Annotated in this window: 14 protein-coding genes; 4 read left to right on the top strand and 10 right to left on the bottom strand. The window is 67.4% G+C overall.

Annotated features, from left to right (window positions below):
• Positions 1-356 precede the first annotated feature (356 nt).
• The 9 genes from ACIIOY_RS07995 to ACIIOY_RS07955 form a co-directional block, all read right to left on the bottom strand.
• On the bottom strand, positions 357-1,439 hold the full coding sequence (locus ACIIOY_RS07995) for an ABC transporter ATP-binding protein (RefSeq protein WP_411034116.1): 1,083 nt from the start codon (positions 1,437-1,439) through the stop codon (positions 357-359).
• Positions 1,440-1,450: 11 nt separating this feature from the next.
• Complete coding sequence (locus ACIIOY_RS07990) at positions 1,451-3,373, bottom strand: glycoside hydrolase family 127 protein (RefSeq protein WP_411034115.1); 1,923 nt, start codon at positions 3,371-3,373, stop codon at positions 1,451-1,453.
• Positions 3,374-3,393: 20 nt separating this feature from the next.
• Positions 3,394-4,257: a carbohydrate ABC transporter permease gene (locus ACIIOY_RS07985; RefSeq protein WP_411034114.1), complete on the bottom strand. Its 864-nt coding sequence runs from the start codon at positions 4,255-4,257 to the stop codon at positions 3,394-3,396.
• The gene (locus ACIIOY_RS07980) at positions 4,254-5,168 is read right to left on the bottom strand and encodes a carbohydrate ABC transporter permease (RefSeq protein ID WP_411034279.1); all 915 of its coding nucleotides are present in this window, start codon (positions 5,166-5,168) and stop codon (positions 4,254-4,256) included. The genes ACIIOY_RS07985 and ACIIOY_RS07980 overlap by 4 nt, the downstream gene beginning before the upstream one ends.
• Before the next feature lie 98 nt (positions 5,169-5,266).
• Entirely contained in the window at positions 5,267-6,502 is a 1,236-nt protein-coding gene (locus tag ACIIOY_RS07975) for an ABC transporter substrate-binding protein (RefSeq protein ID WP_411034113.1), read from the bottom strand.
• 56 nt (positions 6,503-6,558) lie between these two features.
• Positions 6,559-7,539 carry a LacI family DNA-binding transcriptional regulator gene (locus tag ACIIOY_RS07970; RefSeq protein WP_411034278.1) on the bottom strand — a complete coding sequence of 327 codons (981 nt, stop codon included), beginning with the start codon at positions 7,537-7,539 and terminating at the stop codon, positions 6,559-6,561.
• A 142-nt stretch (positions 7,540-7,681) separates the two neighbouring features.
• Positions 7,682-8,713: an ABC transporter ATP-binding protein gene (locus tag ACIIOY_RS07965; protein ID WP_411034112.1), complete on the bottom strand. Its 1,032-nt coding sequence runs from the start codon at positions 8,711-8,713 to the stop codon at positions 7,682-7,684.
• A complete protein-coding gene (locus ACIIOY_RS07960; RefSeq protein WP_411034111.1) occupies positions 8,701-10,395 on the bottom strand; it encodes an ABC transporter permease in 1,695 nt (564 codons plus the stop codon). Before ACIIOY_RS07960 ends, ACIIOY_RS07965 begins: the two co-directional genes overlap by 13 nt.
• Before the next feature lie 17 nt (positions 10,396-10,412).
• Positions 10,413-11,378 carry an ABC transporter substrate-binding protein gene (locus tag ACIIOY_RS07955; protein WP_411034110.1) on the bottom strand — a complete coding sequence of 322 codons (966 nt, stop codon included), beginning with the start codon at positions 11,376-11,378 and terminating at the stop codon, positions 10,413-10,415.
• 254 nt (positions 11,379-11,632) lie between these two features.
• On the opposite strand from ACIIOY_RS07955, the gene ACIIOY_RS07950 reads away from it, so the two are divergent.
• The 3 genes from ACIIOY_RS07950 (at position 11,633) to ACIIOY_RS07940 (ending at position 15,698) form a co-directional block, all read left to right on the top strand.
• The gene (locus ACIIOY_RS07950; RefSeq protein WP_411034109.1) at positions 11,633-12,157 is read left to right on the top strand and encodes an RNA polymerase sigma factor; all 525 of its coding nucleotides are present in this window, start codon (positions 11,633-11,635) and stop codon (positions 12,155-12,157) included.
• Positions 12,154-13,104, top strand: coding sequence for a FecR family protein (locus tag ACIIOY_RS07945; protein ID WP_411034108.1), 951 nt, complete (start codon positions 12,154-12,156; stop codon positions 13,102-13,104). The genes ACIIOY_RS07950 and ACIIOY_RS07945 overlap by 4 nt, the downstream gene beginning before the upstream one ends.
• A gap of 92 nt (positions 13,105-13,196) precedes the next feature.
• Positions 13,197-15,698 (top strand): TonB-dependent receptor, encoded by a 2,502-nt coding sequence (locus ACIIOY_RS07940; protein ID WP_411034107.1) that lies wholly within the window; start codon positions 13,197-13,199, stop codon positions 15,696-15,698.
• A gap of 136 nt (positions 15,699-15,834) precedes the next feature.
• On the opposite strand, the gene hutC is transcribed toward ACIIOY_RS07940, so the two are convergent.
• A complete protein-coding gene (gene hutC / locus ACIIOY_RS07935) occupies positions 15,835-16,587 on the bottom strand; it encodes a histidine utilization transcriptional repressor HutC (RefSeq protein WP_411034106.1) in 753 nt (250 codons plus the stop codon).
• A gap of 248 nt (positions 16,588-16,835) precedes the next feature.
• On the opposite strand from hutC, the gene ACIIOY_RS07930 reads away from it, so the two are divergent.
• Complete coding sequence (locus tag ACIIOY_RS07930; protein ID WP_411034105.1) at positions 16,836-17,864, top strand: ABC transporter substrate-binding protein; 1,029 nt, start codon at positions 16,836-16,838, stop codon at positions 17,862-17,864.
• Positions 17,865-17,886: the final 22 nt, after the last annotated feature.

Genomic DNA, 17,886 nt, shown 5'->3' with positions numbered 1-17,886 from the left:
AGGACTGACCTTTAACTACACGGACGATCCCGAAACCAGTGGCTGATGGCGGTGACTGCGTCCCTGTCGAAGCAGAGCATGGCGCAATAGATAGCCTGTGCCACGCCCGCGATCCAGATGTATCCTGGGCGGCCGGAAAAAGTGATCGATGGAAATCGTTCTTATCGATCACGATTGCCGGATAACATGGGTTATAGAAAGGATGCCGCAGAATCTCGGGCAGCCGAGCCTGATCGCGCTCGCCTATACGATCGAGCTGGCGCGCGTCGCCTTCCATACACGCTATGCGCTGGCCCTGGCGGAGCCCCGGACGCCGGAACGCCTCCAGGAAGGGACGGCGTCCGGTTCCGTCCGGCCTATCGCAGGCGCAGGCCGCCGGCTTCGAACACGAAGCTGCGCGCCGCGGGAAAGACGAGCCTGACGGCCTCGCCGTTTTCAGGCTGCGCCTCGCCCCTGTTCTCGATGGTGACGCTCTGGCCTTCCGCCAGCCGGCAATAGAGAAAGCAGGTGCCGCCCAGATATTCGCTGAACTCCACGACGGCCGGCACGCCGTCCTGGCCCGCTCCCGCGATCCGGATATGTTCGGGCCGGATGCCGAATTTCACCGAGGCGCCCTCGGAGGGCGGGGCGTGCAGCGCGGGCGCGGGCAGCAGGGTCTCACCGAGCAGGACGCCGCCCGCCGTCCAGCGCCCCTCCAGAAGGTTCATGCGCGGCGAGCCGATGAACCCCGCCACGAAGGTATTGGCCGGGTCCTCGTAGACCTGCCGCGGCGTGCCGACCTGCTCGATCCGGCCGTCGCGCAGGATGACGATGCGGTCGGCCAGCGTCATCGCCTCCGTCTGGTCGTGGGTCACGTAGACCATGGTGTTGCCGAGGTCGCGGTGCAGCCGCGCGATCTCGATGCGCATCGACACGCGCAGCTCCGCATCGAGGTTCGAGAGCGGCTCGTCGAACAGGAAGACGTCGGGCTTCCGCACGATCGCGCGCCCGATGGCCACCCGCTGCCGCTGGCCGCCGGAAAGCTGGCCGGGGCGCCGGTCGAGCAGGTGATCGATCTTCAGGATCGACGAGGCCTGGGCGACGCGCCGCTCGATTTCCGCCGCGTCCGTCCGCGACATCTTCAGGCCGAAGGCCAGATTGTCGCGAACGCTCATATGCGGATAGAGCGCGTAGGACTGGAAGACCATGGCGATGCCGCGGTCCGAGGGATCGAGGTCGGTGACGTCGCGCCCCTTGATGGCGATCTCGCCCTCGGTGACCTCCTCCAGCCCGGCGATCATGCGCAGCAGCGTCGATTTCCCGCAGCCGGACGGGCCGACGAAGACGACGAACTCGCCCTCGCCGATCGAAAGGTCCACGCCGTGGATGACGGCGAGGCTGCCGAAGCTCTTGCGCACGTCGGTCAGGGTCAGGCTTGCGGGCCTCGGTTCGGTAGCCATCGGTTCCGGTCCTATCTGCCGGCCTGCAGCCAGACGAGCATGCTGCCCGGCGCGCGGTTGTCCCACAGATGATAGGGCACCAGCCGCACCGTCGCCGGCTTGCGGTCCGCCGGCGCGGGGCGGTAGAGCGCTTCGCCCCAGCCTGCCGTATCCTCCCGTTCGGCGGCAAGGTCGACGGCGACGGCGCCGTTGAGGTCGGCAAGCACCGCGGATGTCGCCGGCGGCAGCTCCCGCGGGATGACGATCGCGTTGAGGTCGCCGCCATTGTCGACCTCCTCGGCGCAATAGACCAGCGGCCCGCGCATCAGCGCCACCCGGCCGACGTCCTGGCGCACCTTCGGGCTGGCATATTGCGGCCGCAGCGAAAGCGGCAGGAACAGCGCCACGCGGTCGCCGTCCGCCCATTCGCGCTCGATCCGGGCATAGCCGTCGCCGGTCAGCGCCGGAAGGTCCAGCATCTGGCCGTTGACGCTGAGCGTCGCGCCCTCCGCCCATTCGGGAATGCGCAGGGACAGCGCGAACCGGGCAGGCGCGGCGAGCGCCGCCGTCAAAGCGATGGCGCCGTCCCAGGGATAGCTGGTCTCCTGCCTCAGCGTGACCTTCACGCCGCCGGCAAGCTCGGCCCTGAGGGTGCTTTCGCCGTAGAGATGCACCGCGACCTCGTCGTCGGCCACCGCATACATGTAGGAGCCGATCGACGTGACGAGGCGCGCGATGTTCGGCGGGCAGCAGGGGCAATGGTGCCATTTCCAGCGATGGTGCCTGCCCGTCGATTCCAGCGGGTTGTCGTAGAAGAAGGTCTTGCCGTCGATCGACAGGCCCGGCAGGGCACCGTTGTAGAGCGCCTGTTCCATGATGTCGGCATAGCGCCGGTCCGGCCCGCGGCCGAGCATCCGGTTCGCCCAGAAGACGAGGCCGACCGACGCGCAGGTCTCGGCATAGGCCGTGTCGTTCGGCAGGTCGTAGTAGTCCGTGAACCCTTCGTTGGACGCCGAGGGGCCGATGCCGCCGGTGATGTACATCTGCTTCGTCACGACGTCGTCCCACAGCACGTCCAGCGCGTCCGTCAGGCTGTCGTCCCTGTATTCGGTGGCGATGTCCGCCATGCCCGAATAGAGGTACATGGCGCGCACGGCATGGCCCACCACCTTCTTCTGCTCGCGCACCGGCTGATGGGCCTGGCCGTATTCGTAGGTCTTCTGGATGAAGTCCTTCGGGTCGCGGCCGTCGCGCCTCGCCTCCTCTGTGAAGAAGTGCGGCTCGGTTCCCCGTTCGTCGATGAAGAACTTGGAGAGGTCGAGATATTTCGTCTCGCCGGTCACGCGGGCGAGCTTGACGAGCGCCAGCTCGATCTCCTCGTGGCCGCAATAGCCGGGGATCTGGCCCGGGCCGTGGCCGAACACCTTGATCATGTAGTCGGCGTAGCGGCACATGATGTCGAGCAGCTTGCGCTTTCCCGTCGCCTGGTAATAGGCGACGGCGGCCTCGATCAGGTGGCCGGCGCAGTAGAGCTCGTGATGGTCGCGCAGATTCGTCCAGCGCCGGTCCGGCTGCACGCGCTGGAACCAGGCGTTCAGGTAACCGTCCTTGTCCTGGAGCTTCCCGTACATGTCGATGATCGCGTCCGCCCGCGCCTCCAGCTTCGGATTCGGCTTGCGGTAGAGCGAATAGGCGATGGTCTCGATCGACTTGCCGAGGTCGGAATCCCAGAACATCTGCGTCGTGCCGCCCCATTCCTGGATCGGAATGACGATGCCGGGGCTCGGCTGGTCGACGTCGATGGCCTTGACCATGCCGGCCTCCACGCAGCGGTCGAGCAGCGTCTCGGCGGTGGAGTCGCAAACGGCGTCCTGCCACTTGCCCCAGAATCCCCCGACCTCGACGTCGGGAACGGCGACGGGGCGGAACTGGCGGTCTTTACGGGTCTTGCTCATGGGCTCGCTTTCACTTTCTGTCATTTCACCGCGCCGGCCATGAGCCCGCGCATGTAGTAGCGTTGCAGGAGAAGGAAGACGAAGAGGCAGGGCACGACCATCACGGTCACGCCCGCCTGCACGGCGCCCCAGTTGATGGCGCCGAGCCTTCCTGCGCGCACCGCGGTCATCAGCACCGGCAGCGTGTAGTTCTCGTTGCTGGAGAGCAGCACGAGCGCGGCCAGGAACTCGTTCCAGGCGTTGAGGAAGGCGAAGATCGAGACCGTCGCGACGCCCGGCATGACGAGCGGCATGAGGACGCGGAACAGCAGCCTGAGATCGCGCGCGCCGTCGATGCGCGCCGCCTCCTCGATCTCCTTCGGCACCGCGTCGAAGGCGTTGCGCATCATGAAGACGGAGAACGGCAATTGCAGCGTCACGTAGATCAGCATCAGCCCGAACAGCGAATTGTTGAGGCCGAGCCTGGCCAGGATGATGAAGAGCGGCGTCAGGATCGACTGGAACGGGATCATCAGCGTGGCGATGATCAGCACGAACAGCGCGTTCTTGAGCGGGAAGCGGTAGCGCGAGAAGCCGTAGCCGGCGAGCACGCTGACCGCGACGGTCAGCACGACGGTGCCCAGCGACACCACGAGCGAGTTCACCGTGTGCTGCCACACGCCCGCGCCGAACCCGTCCAGCGCGCGATAGGCGTCTATGCTGAAGCCGGATGCCGGCCATGGCGGCAGCGGCGGCTGCCCGCTTTCGCTGTTCGGCCGGAACGAGGCGAGGAGGCCGACGAGGAACGGCGCGAGGAAGAAGAAGGCCGTGCCGATGCCCACGCCATGGTAGGCGATGCGGTTGCGGAGCGCCTTGCGGGCGCGGGTCTCCCGGCGGGTCGTCATGGGCGCTCGTCTCCCACCCTGAGCAGCCAGAGCTGCACGATGCTGATGGCGAGGAGGATGGCGAGGAGCGCGATGGACAGGGCCGCGCCGTAGCCGAGGTTGAACGACACGAAGGACTGGTTGAAGATGTAGTAGACCACGGAGATCATCCGGTTCTGCGGCCCGCCGGAGGTCATGATGTAGAACTGGTCGAAGGCGAGGATCGAGCCGGTGATGGACAGGATCAGCGCCAGCGCCAGCGTGCGGCGCATCAGCGGCAGCGTCAGGTGCCGGAAGCGCTGCCAGCGGCGCGCGCCGTCGATCCGCGCCGCCTCCGTCAGCTCGGCCGGTATCGCCTGCAGGCCGGTCAGGAGGATGATCATGGTGAAGCCGGCGATCTTCCAGACCACCATGACGATGATGGTGAGGAAGGCGGTGTCGAAGGTCGCAAGCAGGTTCACCCGCCCCCGGGTCAGGCCGAGCGCCTCCAGCAGCGGCGCGAACAGCCCGCTGTCGACATTGGCCAGCCACACCCAGAGCAGCGAGGCGGAGGCGAGGCCGACGACCACGGGCAGGAAGATGATCGTGCGGTAGGCGGAGACCAGCGGCCTCTGCTTCTCCACGAAGACGGCGAGCGGGAAGGCGACGGCGAAGATCGCGATGGTGACCACCACCGTATAGTGCGCGGTGAAGCCGAGGGCGGTGAAGAAGCGCGCGTCCGTGACCATGCGGGTGTAGTTGCCGAGCCCGATCCAGCTCGGCGCGCCGAGCAGCGGCCAGCGGTGAAGGCTCATCCAGAGCGTGAACAGCACGGGGATCACGAAGAACACCGTGACCAGGGCCATGGCGGGCGCGATGTAGAGGAGGCCGGCCCAGCCTGTCCTCTTTCGCCGGCGCCGCGCATGGGGCGGCCTGGATGCGGTGATGGGCATCGTCATGTTGGTCGCTCTCGGTCTTGGGGTCTGGGGAGGAGCCCTGCGGCTCCTCCCCGCGGCTCGGGCGGGAGAGAGGCCCGACCCTCGTCGGCGCCTTACTGCGCCGCGTCGATGATCGACTGCATCTCGGCCTGCGCGTTCGCGAAGGCGCCGTCGACGTCGTCGCCGTAGATGGCGGCGTTGATGAACGTCGCCCACGGCCCGTTCGACGAGTTGATCAGGTCGTTGAACTGCAGCGTATAGGGCGTCTTGGCGACCGAGACCGCCTTCATGGCGACGCCGAGGCGCGGATCGAGGCCGGCCAGCACCTCGTCGGCGATGTCCGAGCGCGTCGGCAGGCTGCCGTACTTGGCCATGATCTTCTGGCCTTCGAGCGAATAGGTGTATTCCAGGAAGGCCTTGACCTTGTCGAGCCGCGGCGTGCCCTTGGTCACGACGAAATTGTCGCCGCCGGCGAAGGAGGACGGGTTGCCGTCGACGCCCGGGATCAGCGTCACGCCGAAGTCGATCTCCGGATGCTGCGTCACCAGCGTGCCGATGGCGAAGGCGCCGAGGCTCTGCTGGCCGATCCTGCCGTTGGTGATCGACAGGAAGTTGACGCCGTTGTCGCTGGCCGCGCCGGCCGGGACCGTGTCCTTGGCGACGAGGTTGCGGTAGATGTCGACCGCCTTGCGCATCTGCGGCGTATCGAGCGTCGCCGTCTTGCCGTCCTCCGACAGGATATCAGCGCCGGCGCCCCAGACGAGCGGCGTGAAGGTGAAGATCATGCAGCCGCCGCAGCCGCCGCCGGAGAAGTAGAAGCCGTAGGTGTCGCCGCCGAGCGCGCGGATCTTTTCCGCGTTGGCGGTGATCTCCTCCCAGGTCGCCGGCGCCTTTTCCGGATCGAGGCCGGCCTTGCGGTAGAGATCCTTGTTCCAGGCGAAGATCGAGGTCTCGATGGACAGCGGCAGGCCGTAGTTCCTGCCCTCGTAGGTGCCGAGCTTCACATGGGCCGGCGCCAGGGCATCGAAGTAGGACAGCGACTTCGCCCAGTCGGTCAGGTCCTCCAGCTGGCCCGCGGCCGCGAAGGCGGGCGTATAGATCAGGTCGAGGGACAGGGCGTCGGGCGCCTGGCCGCCGGCGATCGCGGTCGCGTATTTCTGGACCAGCTCGGCGAAGGGCACTTCGGTCAGTTCGACCGTATCGCCGCCCTTCGCGTTGTAGGCCTTGACGACCTCCTTGAAGGAGTCGCCGATACCCGAGCGCACCCACATGGAGATGGTCTCCGCGGACGCGGTCGACAGCATGGCGGCCGAGAACAGGCACGTCGCGGCCAATAGTTTCCTGAGCATGACTTTTTCCTCCATATCGCGGAGCGTCGCCCGACGCGTCCGCCTCCTCTCTTCAATCAGGCCTGCCCGCCTCCACAGGACTGCCTCACGACGAGCCGGCACGGCAGTTTGCGCAGGCCCGGCTCGATATGCTTGCCTTCGGCGAGCGCCAGCACGGTCCGGCCCGCCTCCTTGCCGAGCTCCTTCAGGTTCATGTCCACCGAGGTCAGCGGCGGGCGCGCCTGGGCGGCCATGATCTCCCAATTGTCGAAGCCGATGACGGAAACGTCCTCCGGCACGCGGACCCCCCGCTCGCGCAGCGCGTCGATCACCCCGCGCGCGATCTGGTCGTTGCCGCAGAAGATGCCGTCCGGCTTCTCCCCGTCCCCCGACCACAGGCGGCCGACGGCCTCGTGCCCCCAGCTTTCCGCCCAGATGCCGGAAAGCACCTCGGCGCCCTCCCCCGCATGGGCGCGGAAGGCGCGGGCGCGCTCGCGCACCGAGGCGAAGCTTTCCGGCCCCGTGACGTGCACCAGCCGCCGCCGGCCGAGGCCAAGCAGCCAGTCGGTCGCAAGGCCCGCCCCGTGCGCATCGTCCGAGGTCAGCGTGACGCTGTCCGGCGCGCCGTCGGTGAAGGCGTAGACGACCGGAACCGGAAGCCCCGAAAGGTCGACCGGAAGCGAGCGGTCGACGCGTTTTCCCGTGGCGATGATGCCGTCCACCTGCTTGTCCAGCATGGCGTCGACATGGATCTTCCCCAGGGCCGGATCGTCCTCAATCGCGCAGAGGAAGACCGAAACGCCCTGATCCACCAGCGCTTCGGACACCCCCGCCATCACAGGCAGGGTGAAGCGGCCGTAGGTGTCGTTCGTCAGGAGGCCGATGGTGAAGGAACGGCTGAAGAGCAGTCCCCGCGCGAGCGCATTGGGCCGGAAGCCGATGCCCTCGGCCACCTGCTTTATCCTCGCCCGCGTCTCGGCCGCCATCCGGCCATTGCCGTTCAATGCCTTCGACACGGTCGACACGCTGACGCCCGCCGCCCGGGCGACATCGTGAATGGTTGCGCGGACTGTCCTGTTGCGCTGGGTACTCAGTCTGGCCTCCCTCCAAATCTGCTTTGAGAAAACCTTTGCGCATGGGAAAAGTCAAGATGGGAAAACCTTTTCTCATGATTATTTGATCGCGGCTTTCCGGCGCCCGCTAGAGCCGCCAGGCGGAGGCGACCGTCACATGCACCGTGTCTCCGGCCCCCGGCCGGTGGCGGCTGAAGGCGCGAAGGATCTGGCCGTCCTCCAGCTCCAGCGTCAGGCTGTAGCGTTCCCCCTCATAGAGCGAGGAGCGGACCCGCGCCGCGGCACCCTCGCCGGAAAGATGGACATCCTCCGGGCGCACGAGGATGTCGGCCTTCGGCCCGTGGCCGGAAAGCAGCGCCGCGAACAGACCGCGCAGCATGTCCCGGCCGAGCTTTCGCGGCGCGCCCTCCGGCAGGGCGAGGGAAAGGACGGCGCCGCGTCCGATGAGGCTGCCGACGAGGCGGCCCTCGGGCCGGGCGTAGATCTCCTCCGGCGGGGCCACCTGCAGGAGCTTTCCCTGCGACATGACCGCCACGTCCGTCGCAAGCGCCATCGCCTCGCTCTGGTCGTGGGTGACGTAGATCATGGTCGCGCCGGAGCGCTGGTGGAACTCGCGGAAGGTCTCCTCCATCTCCTGCCGCAGATGCCGGTCGAGATTGGCGAGCGGCTCGTCGAGCAGCACGACGTCCGGATGGGTGACGAGGCAGCGCGCCAGCGCCACCCGCTGCCGCTGGCCGCCGGAAAGCTCCGCCGGCCGGCGATCGGCGTGGTCGGCGAGCCGCACCGTCTCCAGCGCCTCGCCTATCCGGCTGCGGTAGGCCTCCCTTGAAACGCCGCGCACCTTCAGCGGATAGCCGACATTGTCGGCGACGCTCATGTGCGGCCAGAGCGCGTAGGACTGGAACACCATTGCCATGTTGCGCCGCTCGGGCGGCAGCGACTGCGCGGCATTGGCAAGCAGCCTCTCGCCGAGGAAGATCGCCCCGTCGCTCGGCGCCTCGAAGCCGGCGATCATGCGCAGCACCGTGGTCTTGCCGCAGCCGGACGGGCCGAGCAGCGCAAGAAAGCCGCCCTCGCGCACCTCGAGCGAAAGGCCGCTCACCGCCGGCCGGCCGCTGCCGAAGTCCTTGCCGACATTGTTGAGGATCAGCTTCGCCACGGCACCACCCCCTTCGGCAGGTGCCTTGCCATGAGCTCCAGCAGCAGCATCATGGCAACGACCATGAGGACGACGAGCACGGAGAGCGCCGAGGCGAGGTCGGAGCCGCCGCTGTCGTCGAGATTGTAGATGACGACGCCGAGGGTCTGGGTGCCTGCCGACCACAGCAGCGCCGACACCGTCAGCTCGTTGCAGGCGATGAGGAAGACCAGGATGACGGAGGCGCCGGCCGCGGGCGCAACGAGCGGCACGAGGATATCCTTCAGGCGCCTGAAGAAGCCGGCGCCGGCCAGCCGCGCGGCCTCCTCCAGCGCCGGGTCGAGCTGGCGGTAGGCGCTGACGACGGGCTTGAGGCTGACGGCGAAGAAGCTCGCGAAATAGGCAAGGAGGATGATCCAGATCGTACCGTAGAGCGTGACGCCGAAGACCGGCAGCGGCGCGGCGAAGACGAGGATGAAGGCGACGGCGATGATGATGCCCGGCAGCGCATAGGGAATCTCGATGAGGCCGGCGACGAGGCGGGAGGCGGCGTCCCGCCGGCGCGTCAGCACATAGCCGGCGGCCACCGACAGGAAGAGCAGGCCGGCCGCCGTGACCGCCGCGAGGAACAGCGAATTGGCGAAGGCCGTGCGTGTGACCGCCTGGCGCAGCAGCACTTCCTCGAAGGCGTGGAACGAGAGGGTTTCGAAGGTCAGCGGCACGCCGAAGGCCGGCACCAGGGCGCCGGCGAGCAGCGCAAGGAAGGGGGCGACCAGCATGAAGAAAAGCGCGGCCAGGAGGAGGGGCAGGAAGACGGTCTTCCACGCGCCGATCCGGAACGTCGCCGCCGCGCCCGCCTGGCCGAGGATGCGATAGTCGCGGCCGCCGAGCGCCCGTTCCTGCACGGCAAGCCCGGCCACCGAGATGAGCGCGATGACGGCCGAAAGCACCGCGACCTCGCCGAAGGTGCGGTCGGTGAAGGCCGCGAACTTGGTGAAGATCAGCGTCGCGAGCGTATAGATCGAGGCGGGGATGCCGAGGATCGCCGGAATGCCGAAATTGCCGATGCAGGAGACGAAGGAGATGGCCGCCCCTGCGATCAGGCCGGGCATGGCGAGCGGCACGACGATCTGGCGGAAGGCGCGAAAGGCGCCGGCGCCGGAAAGGCGCGCAGCCTCGATGCCGTCGCGCGGCACGGCCGTCAGCCCCGCCCGCAGCGCGAGATAGACGAGCGGCGCGTGCTGCACGCCGTAGAGCAGGGCGATGCCGCCGACCGAATAGAGCGGCTGCGGCGCGCCGAGCGGCGGGGCGATGTGCAGCGCCTTGAGCAGAGGACTGGAGGGGCCGGACATCTGCACCCAGGCGAGCGCCGTCACCTGCGGCGGGATCATCATCGGCAGCACGAAGAGGAAGCCGATCGGCCCCCGCGCCGGAATATCGGTGAGCGTCAGCAGGAAGGCGAAGAGCGAGCCGATGGCCAGCGAAATGGCGGTCCCGAGAACCGCGGTGACGAGCGTGTGGTAGGCCGCCATCCAGAGCGCGCGGTCGGTGAACACGGCGACGGCGCCGCCGTCCGCAAGGGCGGCGATGCCCACCATGGCGAGCCGCGCGAGCGGCAGCACGCTGAGAACGGCGACCACACCGGCGACAAACGGAAACAGCCAGGCCGGCTGGCTGCTTCCCGGGCGGACGTAACCGTACATGGAGGCGGAAGCGGGCCTCAGTTGGAGCCGAAGTGGCCGGAGAACGTCTTCAGGTCCGCGTCGGTGTTCCCGAGCGCCGTCGCGGCATCGAGCGGCAGGACGCGGATCGCCTCGCGCGCCGGAAAGCCTTCCGGCATGGCCACGCCGCTGCGGGCCGGGATATAACCGAGCTTGACGAAGCCTTCCTGGCCCGGAACCGAGAGGACGTAATCGACGAACTTCCTGGCCGCCTCGGCATTCTTGGACGAGGCGAGGATGCCGACCGGCTCGGTCACGGCGGAAACGCCCTCGGCCGGGAAGACGAACTCGACCGGCGCGCCCTTCGCCTTCTCGCGGATCGGCATGTAGTCGACCACCATGCCATAGGCCTTTTCACCCGAGGCGACGGCCTTCAGCACGGCGCCGTTGCCGCCGGCAGCGGTCGCGCCGTTCTCGGCAAGCGCCTTGTAATAGTCCCAGCCGAGGCTGTCGACGGCCGTCAGCGTCTGGGCGTGGATGAGGGCGGCGCCCGAGGTGAGCGGGCTCGGCATCGTCACGAGCCCCTTGGCTTCCGGCTTCGCCAGATCCTGCCAGCTTGCCGGCTTCATCGCGGCACCGGTGTTGTAGACGATGCCGGTGGTGATCAGCTTGGTCGAATAGTAGTAGCCGTCCTTGTCGTAGAGGCTGGCGTCGTAGCTGGCCGCCTCCGGCGACTTGTAGGCAAGCAGCCTGCCCTCCTGCTTGAGGCGCTCGAGCGTGACGGTGTCGGCGATCAGCAGCACGTCGGCAACCGGGTTGCCGGCCGCGATCTCGGCCTGGAGCTTGGCCATGATCTTCGGCGTGCCGTCACGCACCCAGTCCACCTTGATGTCCGGATTGGCTGCCATGAAGCCGTCCACGGTCGCCTGCGCGTCCTCGTTCGGCTGGCTGGTATAGAGCACGAGGTTCGCGGCGGAGGCGGGGGCGGCGGCAAGCAGGGCGACGAGGCAGACAAGCGTTTTCATGAGGACATCCTTCCGAAAAGGTCACCGCTCCCTACCCCTCTTGCTTGACAGCCATGTGACACTTTCGAAAGGCGGGTGACCGGCACCGCGCGGTGGAAACCGGGTATTTTCGGCCTCCGCCATCCCTCGACCGGCCTTGAGGCGCCTCGGCCCGGGGCAATACATGATTAATTAAGTCATGTTTATTGCCACCCGGTGTTTTTTGACTTATTGCAGCGGGATCGCTCAATCCGTGCCGACCGGAAATCCGTCCTATGTGGAGCAAGCCCACGTCACGCGCGTTCGTCGATGACGCCGTCCAACTCTATTACGAGGATCTGTGCCGCGCCATGAGCCGGCGCGGCCACAGCGCGGCGGCCTCCCAGGAAATCGTGCACGACCTTTACCTGCGCCTGACGGGAAAGCCGCGGCTTCCGGAAAACCGCTCGCTCGTGCGCGCCTTCCTCATACGCGCCTGCGCCAATCTCGGCATCGACCGCCTGCGCCGCGCCCAGTTCGAGCGCAGGCTCTTTTCCGGAAGCGCCGAGGAGGCGCTCGGCGTGCCCCAGGCGTTTCCCGATGCGGATGCGCTGGCGGACAGGGACCACCGGCTGAGGCTCCTGCGCCGGGCGATCATGGACATGTCCCTCCAGCGCCGGCAGGTCTTCTTGGCAAGCTGCATCGGCCAGTTGACCTCGGAACAGATCGCCGCCCGCAGCGGCATCAGCCGGAACATGGTGGACCGCCATTTGCGCAAGGCCTACCTGCATTGCCTGGAATGCCTGGAGGAAACGCTGTGACGGAGGCGGCGAGAACGGAAAGGGCCGTGCGCGAGGAGGCGGTGGACTGGCTGCTGAGGCGCCGCGACCGGCCCGACGACACGGCCCTGGATGCGGGCTTCCGGCGATGGCTTGCGGCCGACGAACGGCATGCCCGGGCCTATGAGCGCGTGCGATGTCTCATGGGCGATGCCAGCGCGCTCGTCGCGAGCGACGGGACCTTCCTTGCCGAGGCCGGCGGCAAGCGCTCCTCCGGCCGGACCGGAAGGACGGTCGCGGCACTGGCCGGGATCGCCCTGGTCGGCGGCCTCTATCTCGCCGACGTTCCCCTGCGCCTTCGCGCGGACCACATGTCCGGCACGGCTGAACGCAAGGTCGTCACGACGCCGGACGGCTCGACGGTGACGTTGAACGCGGATTCGGCGATCGCGCTGCGCTTCACGCAGGCGGAACGGCGCCTGGTGCTGCTGCGCGGCGAGATCTTCGTGGATGTGGCGCCGGATGCGGCCCGCCCCTTCTCGGTGGAGGCCGCCGGCGGCACGGCGACGGCGCTCGGCACCGCCTTCGACGTCAACCGGCGCGAGGACGGAACCAGCGTGACAGTGCTGGAGCACAGCGTCCTGGTCAGGACGGACGCGGCGGGCGCCGGCAGCCGGCTCGAGGAGAACCAGCAGGTCGACTATACGCCGGACGGAAGGCTCGGCAGCGTGGAAACGGTCGATCCCGTGTCGGTCGCCGCCTGGCGCTCGGGGCGCTTCATCTTCGAGGACAGGCCCCTGGCGGAGGTGGTGGAAACCTTCGAGCGCTACCTGCCCGGCCGGATCGTCGTGACGCGCGACGCGCTGCGCAGGAAGCGCCTTTCGGGCAATTTCGATCTTTCCGATCCCGCCGCCGCGCTCGGCGATCTTGCCGCCGCGTTCGCAATCCGCGTCGCCCGCGTCGGCCCCTATGTGACCATCCTCTACTGAGCGGAAATTTTTCGCGGCGGGGTGTCCCGGAACGACAGGCTCATTCGTTCGCACGGCAGAAACGGATTTTGCTGCCCGGAGATAGGCCCATCATGACATCGAGAAACCGGATTTTTCGCCGCAAGGCGCGCGCCTCGCTGCTTGCCCTCCTGCTTTCGGGCGCGGCCACCGCAGTCCTGCCCGTCCGCGCCGAAGCGCAGCAGCCGAGGATCGCCGTCGACCTTCCGGCCGGCAACCTGGCGGGCGCGCTCAACCGCCTCGCCAGCCAGTCCGGCCTCCAGATGGTGTTCGACGCATCGGTCGCCGGCGGCCTCACAAGCGCGCGGGTCTCGGGGAACATGACGGCGACGGAGGCGCTGGAGCGGCTGCTTGCCGGAACGGGCATCCGCTACCGGTTCATCGGCGAGCGGACGGTGAAGGTGGAGGTGGCGGCGGATGCCGCGTCCGGTTCGTCCGCCGCCGCCGCCGATGACGGCACGGCCCTCCAGGCCATCGTCGTCAAGGGCGGGCGCGTCTTCAACGGCGACGCGCCGAGTGTCGCCGAAATCGATTCGGAAGAGATCGAGGCGGCGCAGGCGAACTCCCTGCCGCAGCTCCTGCGCCGGACACCCGGCGTCAACGCCGGCGGCGGCGTGCGCCTGCAGGGCCAGACGCTTGCCATCCGCGGCTTCGCGCGCGCCTCGGACGTGCGCATCCTGCTCGATGGCGCGCCCAAGAATTTCGAGCGCTACGACCAGGGCACGGTCTTCGTCGACCCCGAACTCCTCAAGCGGGTGGAAATCCTGAAGGGGGCGACCTCCGTGCGCTACGGCAACGGCGGCTTCGGCGGCACGGTGCTGATGGAAAGCAAGACGGCGGCGGACATGCTGAAGGAGGGCCAGACGCTCGGCGCCTGGACCAAGACGAGCTACCAGAGCGCCAACAAGCAGCGCCTGGGCTCGGCGGCGGTCTACGGCAAGTCGGATTTCGGCGGCCCCGTCACCTATGACGGGCTCGCCTCCGTCATCTGGCGCAAGAGCGACAACATGCGCGTCGGCGGCGGAAAGGTCTACGACGCGTCCAACGACAGGCTCCTCTCCTTCTCCGCCAATGCGGGCGCCGAACTTGACGGGCACGAACTGCGCGCATCGGTGGTCTACGGCAAATCCGAGGACTGGGGCCCGCCGGCGGGCGTGCGCGGCGATCTCGGGCTCACCGCATACACCATCGACAGGTACGGCTACGAGCTCGCGCGGCTGCGGGCGCTCGCCCTGCGCGACATGGAGGATTTCTCCTCGACGCTGAAATATTCCTATCTCGGCGACAGCGACCTGGTGAACTTCAAGGCCATGGCGAGCCTGTCCTCGACCGGCCTGAACATGACGCGCCCCACCGTCGCGGGCTTCACGCCGAGCGCAACGATCGGCGGTCAGGAAGACGACGTGCAATATACCGACATCAAGCTGGAGGCGGAGAACACGTCGAGCTTCGAGCTCGGCGGCCTGTCGCACGTGGCGAACTACGGCGTGCAGTTCGTCCGCCACGAGCGCGATTCCTGGATGTACGACATCGCCAACCGCAACAGCGCGCAACACAATTACGGGTACTACGCCTCCTGGATCGTGCCGGAGGGGACGCAGCAGACCATATCCGCCTTCTTGCGCGACGAGATCGGCCTGACGGACACGTTCAAGGTGACGCCCGGCCTGCGGTTCGATCACGTGCGCTCCAAGGGCGTGCCGAACGCCGCGCCGCGCTACAACGACCCGGCCGCGGGCCACGACTACTCGGCGGTCTCCCATACCGGCCTCACTCCGGCGCTGAGCCTGCGCTGGGAGGCGACGCCCGCCACCACGCTCTTCGCCGACTGGGCCTATGCGATGCGCGCGCCGGTCATCGACGAGATCTATTCGAGCCAGAGCGCGCTGACGTCGGCTTCGGCCACCTCGCGCGGCCTCAAGGCGGAGCGGAACAACAATATCAGCCTCGGCGTCTCGCAGCAGTTCGACGACGTCTTGCGCAACGGCGACACGCTGGTTGCCTCGCTCAGTGCCTTCCACAACCATGTCACCAATCCCGTCACGCGCCGTTTCGGCGCGGCCAACCTCGCCGGCGTGAAAGGCGTGCCGTTCTACTGGAACACGCCCTCCTACAGGGTCTACGGCCTCGAGCTCACGGCGCGTTACGATTCCGACACCCTCTTCGGCGACCTCGGGGTTTCCTGGATGAACGGCAGGCGCCACGGCGCGATCAACAACATCTACGGCCCGGACACCTATACGCAGGACCTCGCGCCGCTCACCGCCAACGTCCAGATCGGCTACAGGGTTGCGGACCACGACCTGTCGTTCAGCTGGAACGGGCTTTTCGTCGCCCGCCAGCATCGCACGCCGGCAAGGCAGGGCGGCGAGACCTATGCCCGCCGCGAAAGCAGCGGCTATGCGGTGCACGGCCTTTCCATCGACTGGACGCCGCAGGAGGGTCCGCTGGCGGGCCTCGAGGTGCACGCCGCCGTCGACAACCTGTTCGACAAGTATTACTTCCCCTACCTGTCGGACGGAATATCGGCCATGCCGGGCCGCAGCTTCAAGCTCTCCGTCAGCCGGAAATTCTGAACGAGGACAGGCTGCGCTCGAATGCGCGTGCGCCGCCCGGCGGGCTCCCGACGGCAGCCGTGGCGCACCGCAGCCAAGAGGGCCGGCGAAGCGCCAGTTGTATGTACAACCATATATAACTTGGCGCCCTCTTGGCTCAGGCCGAAGACCCGGAGCTGGCCTCCAGGCGATACCGGGAACCGGGATAGAACAGCCTCACGAACGTGGCGCTCTGGCCGCCCGACCAGGTGCGGCGCTGGATGGCGAGGCATGGCTCCGCCTTCGGGATCGCCAGCAGCTTTGCCTGCCAGGCCTGGGGCAGCAGCGCCTCGACGACCTGCTCCGTGCGGCTGATCGGAGCGACCTCCGTCAGGTAGGCATTCGGCGTGATCGCGTGGAAATCCTGGTCGAGATAATGCGGGGCGAAGACCGGGTTGACGAAGCGGTCCTCGATCTGGATCGGCACATCGTTCTCGCTGTGCAGGAGGATGGAGTGGAAGATGCGCGAGCCGACCGCAAGGTCGAGCGCATCCGCCAGGTCCGGGCTGACGGCCTCCTCCTGGAGAAGCAGCACCTGCGCGGCGTGCTCGTGCCCGCGCTCGCGAATCTCGTCGGCGATGTTGCGCACGTCGAAGAGGGCCGAACTCGCCTTGTGGGTCGCCACGAAGGAGCCGACGCCCTGCACGCGCACGATCGCCCCCTCGCTCGCCAGTTCGCGCAGCGCCCGGTTCGCGGTCATGCGGCTGATGCCGAGCTCCGACACGAGCTCGTTTTCCGAGGGTATGCGATGGTTGGCGGGCCAGGCGCCGCTGTCGATCCGCTCGCGGATATAGTGCTTGACGGCCGCATAGAGCGGCGCCGCATTGCATGCCCATTCGTAAGGGCCTGATTTTTCAGCAGCCTGCGTCACATTCACTCCCGTTCCCATCCTCGCGATCGATTGTTGCGCCCGACCGCCGACCCACTTCTCGATTATTTTTCTCTTGCATGCCAGCCAAAAATATTCTTTCTTACATATACAACCAAATACAGGAAAGCCAAGCCATTCCTCGGCAGCCGGCTGGGGAGGGACAAGATCCGGAACGGACGCGGCGGGAAGAGTGGATCGTGCGCCATGGGCGCGCAGGATCGGTTTACGTTCAACAAGGGGAACGAGAAATGTCCAACATCCTTTTGAAAGCCATGGCGACCGCGCTCCTGCTGGGCGCCTCCACCGCCGCGGCCAACGCCTCCTATTGCGGCGACGGCAAGACGGTCACCTTCGCCGGCATCGACTGGGAAAGCGGCGCCTTCATCACCGAGGTCATGAAGACGATCCTTGCCGAGGGCTACGGCTGCGCGGTGGATTCCATCCCCGGCAACTCGGTCACGCTGGAACAGGCGACGGCCAACAACGACGTGCAGGTCTTCGCCGAGGAGTGGATCGGCCGCAGCGACGCCTGGAACAAGGCCGCCGCCGAGGGCAAGGTCCTGTCGGTCGGCAAGACCTTCGTCGGCGCAAGCGAAGGCTGGTTCGTGCCGGAATATCTGGTCAAGGGCGACAAGGAGCGCGGCATCGAGCCGGCGGCGGCCGACCTCAAGAGCGTCTCGCAGCTCTCCGACCCGAAATATGTCGCGCTTTTCGCCGACCCCGAGGAGCCCTCGAAGGGCCGCTTCCTGAACTGCCCGTCCGGCTGGACTTGCGAGGGCATCAGCACCGCCAAGCTCGAAGCCTACAAGCTCGACGAGCATTTCGTGAACTTCCGCCCCGGCACGGGCACGGCGCTCGATGCGGCCATCACCTCCGCCTACCTGCAGGGCGAGCCGATCCTCTTCTACTACTGGTCGCCGACCGCGGTCATGGGCAAGTTCAAGCTCGTCCAGCTCGAGGAGCCGCCCTATTCCGAGGCGTGCTGGAAGGAGCTGAGCAGCGCAAACGGCAAGCGCGAGGAAGGCTGCGCCTTCCCGTCGGTGGAGGTCGCCTACGGCGTCAACAGCACCTTCGCCAAGGAAGCCCCGGAAATCATAGAGATCCTGGAAAAGGCCACCTTCCCGCTCGAAGAGGTCAACGCGAGCCTTGCCTACATGGTCGACAACAAGGCGGACGCCGCCGCCGCGGCCGCGCAGTTCCTGAAGACCAAGGCGGATGTCTGGGGTGCCTGGGTATCGCCGGAAGCGCGCACGAAGATCGAGGCAAGCCTCCAGTAGGTCCATCGCCGCGGCGTGAGGC

Source organism: Shinella agrisoli, assembly GCF_046557955.1.
Lineage (GTDB): Bacteria > Pseudomonadota > Alphaproteobacteria > Rhizobiales > Rhizobiaceae > Shinella.
This window is presented reverse-complemented; position numbering and strand designations above follow the sequence as displayed.

What these genes read in the sequence shown, in the direction of transcription:
- ACIIOY_RS07995 (WP_411034116.1), bottom strand. Translation starts at nt 1,439, where the DNA reads ATGGCTACCGAACCGAGGCCCGCAAGCCTGACCCTGACCGACGTGCGC.
- ACIIOY_RS07990 (WP_411034115.1), bottom strand. Translation starts at nt 3,373, where the DNA reads ATGAGCAAGACCCGTAAAGACCGCCAGTTCCGCCCCGTCGCCGTTCCC.
- ACIIOY_RS07985 (WP_411034114.1), bottom strand. Translation starts at nt 4,257, where the DNA reads ATGACGACCCGCCGGGAGACCCGCGCCCGCAAGGCGCTCCGCAACCGC.
- ACIIOY_RS07980 (WP_411034279.1), bottom strand. Translation starts at nt 5,168, where the DNA reads ATGCCCATCACCGCATCCAGGCCGCCCCATGCGCGGCGCCGGCGAAAG.
- ACIIOY_RS07975 (WP_411034113.1), bottom strand. Translation starts at nt 6,502, where the DNA reads ATGCTCAGGAAACTATTGGCCGCGACGTGCCTGTTCTCGGCCGCCATG.
- ACIIOY_RS07960 (WP_411034111.1), bottom strand. Translation starts at nt 10,395, where the DNA reads ATGTACGGTTACGTCCGCCCGGGAAGCAGCCAGCCGGCCTGGCTGTTT.
- ACIIOY_RS07955 (WP_411034110.1), bottom strand. Translation starts at nt 11,378, where the DNA reads ATGAAAACGCTTGTCTGCCTCGTCGCCCTGCTTGCCGCCGCCCCCGCC.
- ACIIOY_RS07950 (WP_411034109.1), top strand. Translation starts at nt 11,633, where the DNA reads ATGTGGAGCAAGCCCACGTCACGCGCGTTCGTCGATGACGCCGTCCAA.
- ACIIOY_RS07940 (WP_411034107.1), top strand. Translation starts at nt 13,197, where the DNA reads ATGACATCGAGAAACCGGATTTTTCGCCGCAAGGCGCGCGCCTCGCTG.
- ACIIOY_RS07930 (WP_411034105.1), top strand. Translation starts at nt 16,836, where the DNA reads ATGTCCAACATCCTTTTGAAAGCCATGGCGACCGCGCTCCTGCTGGGC.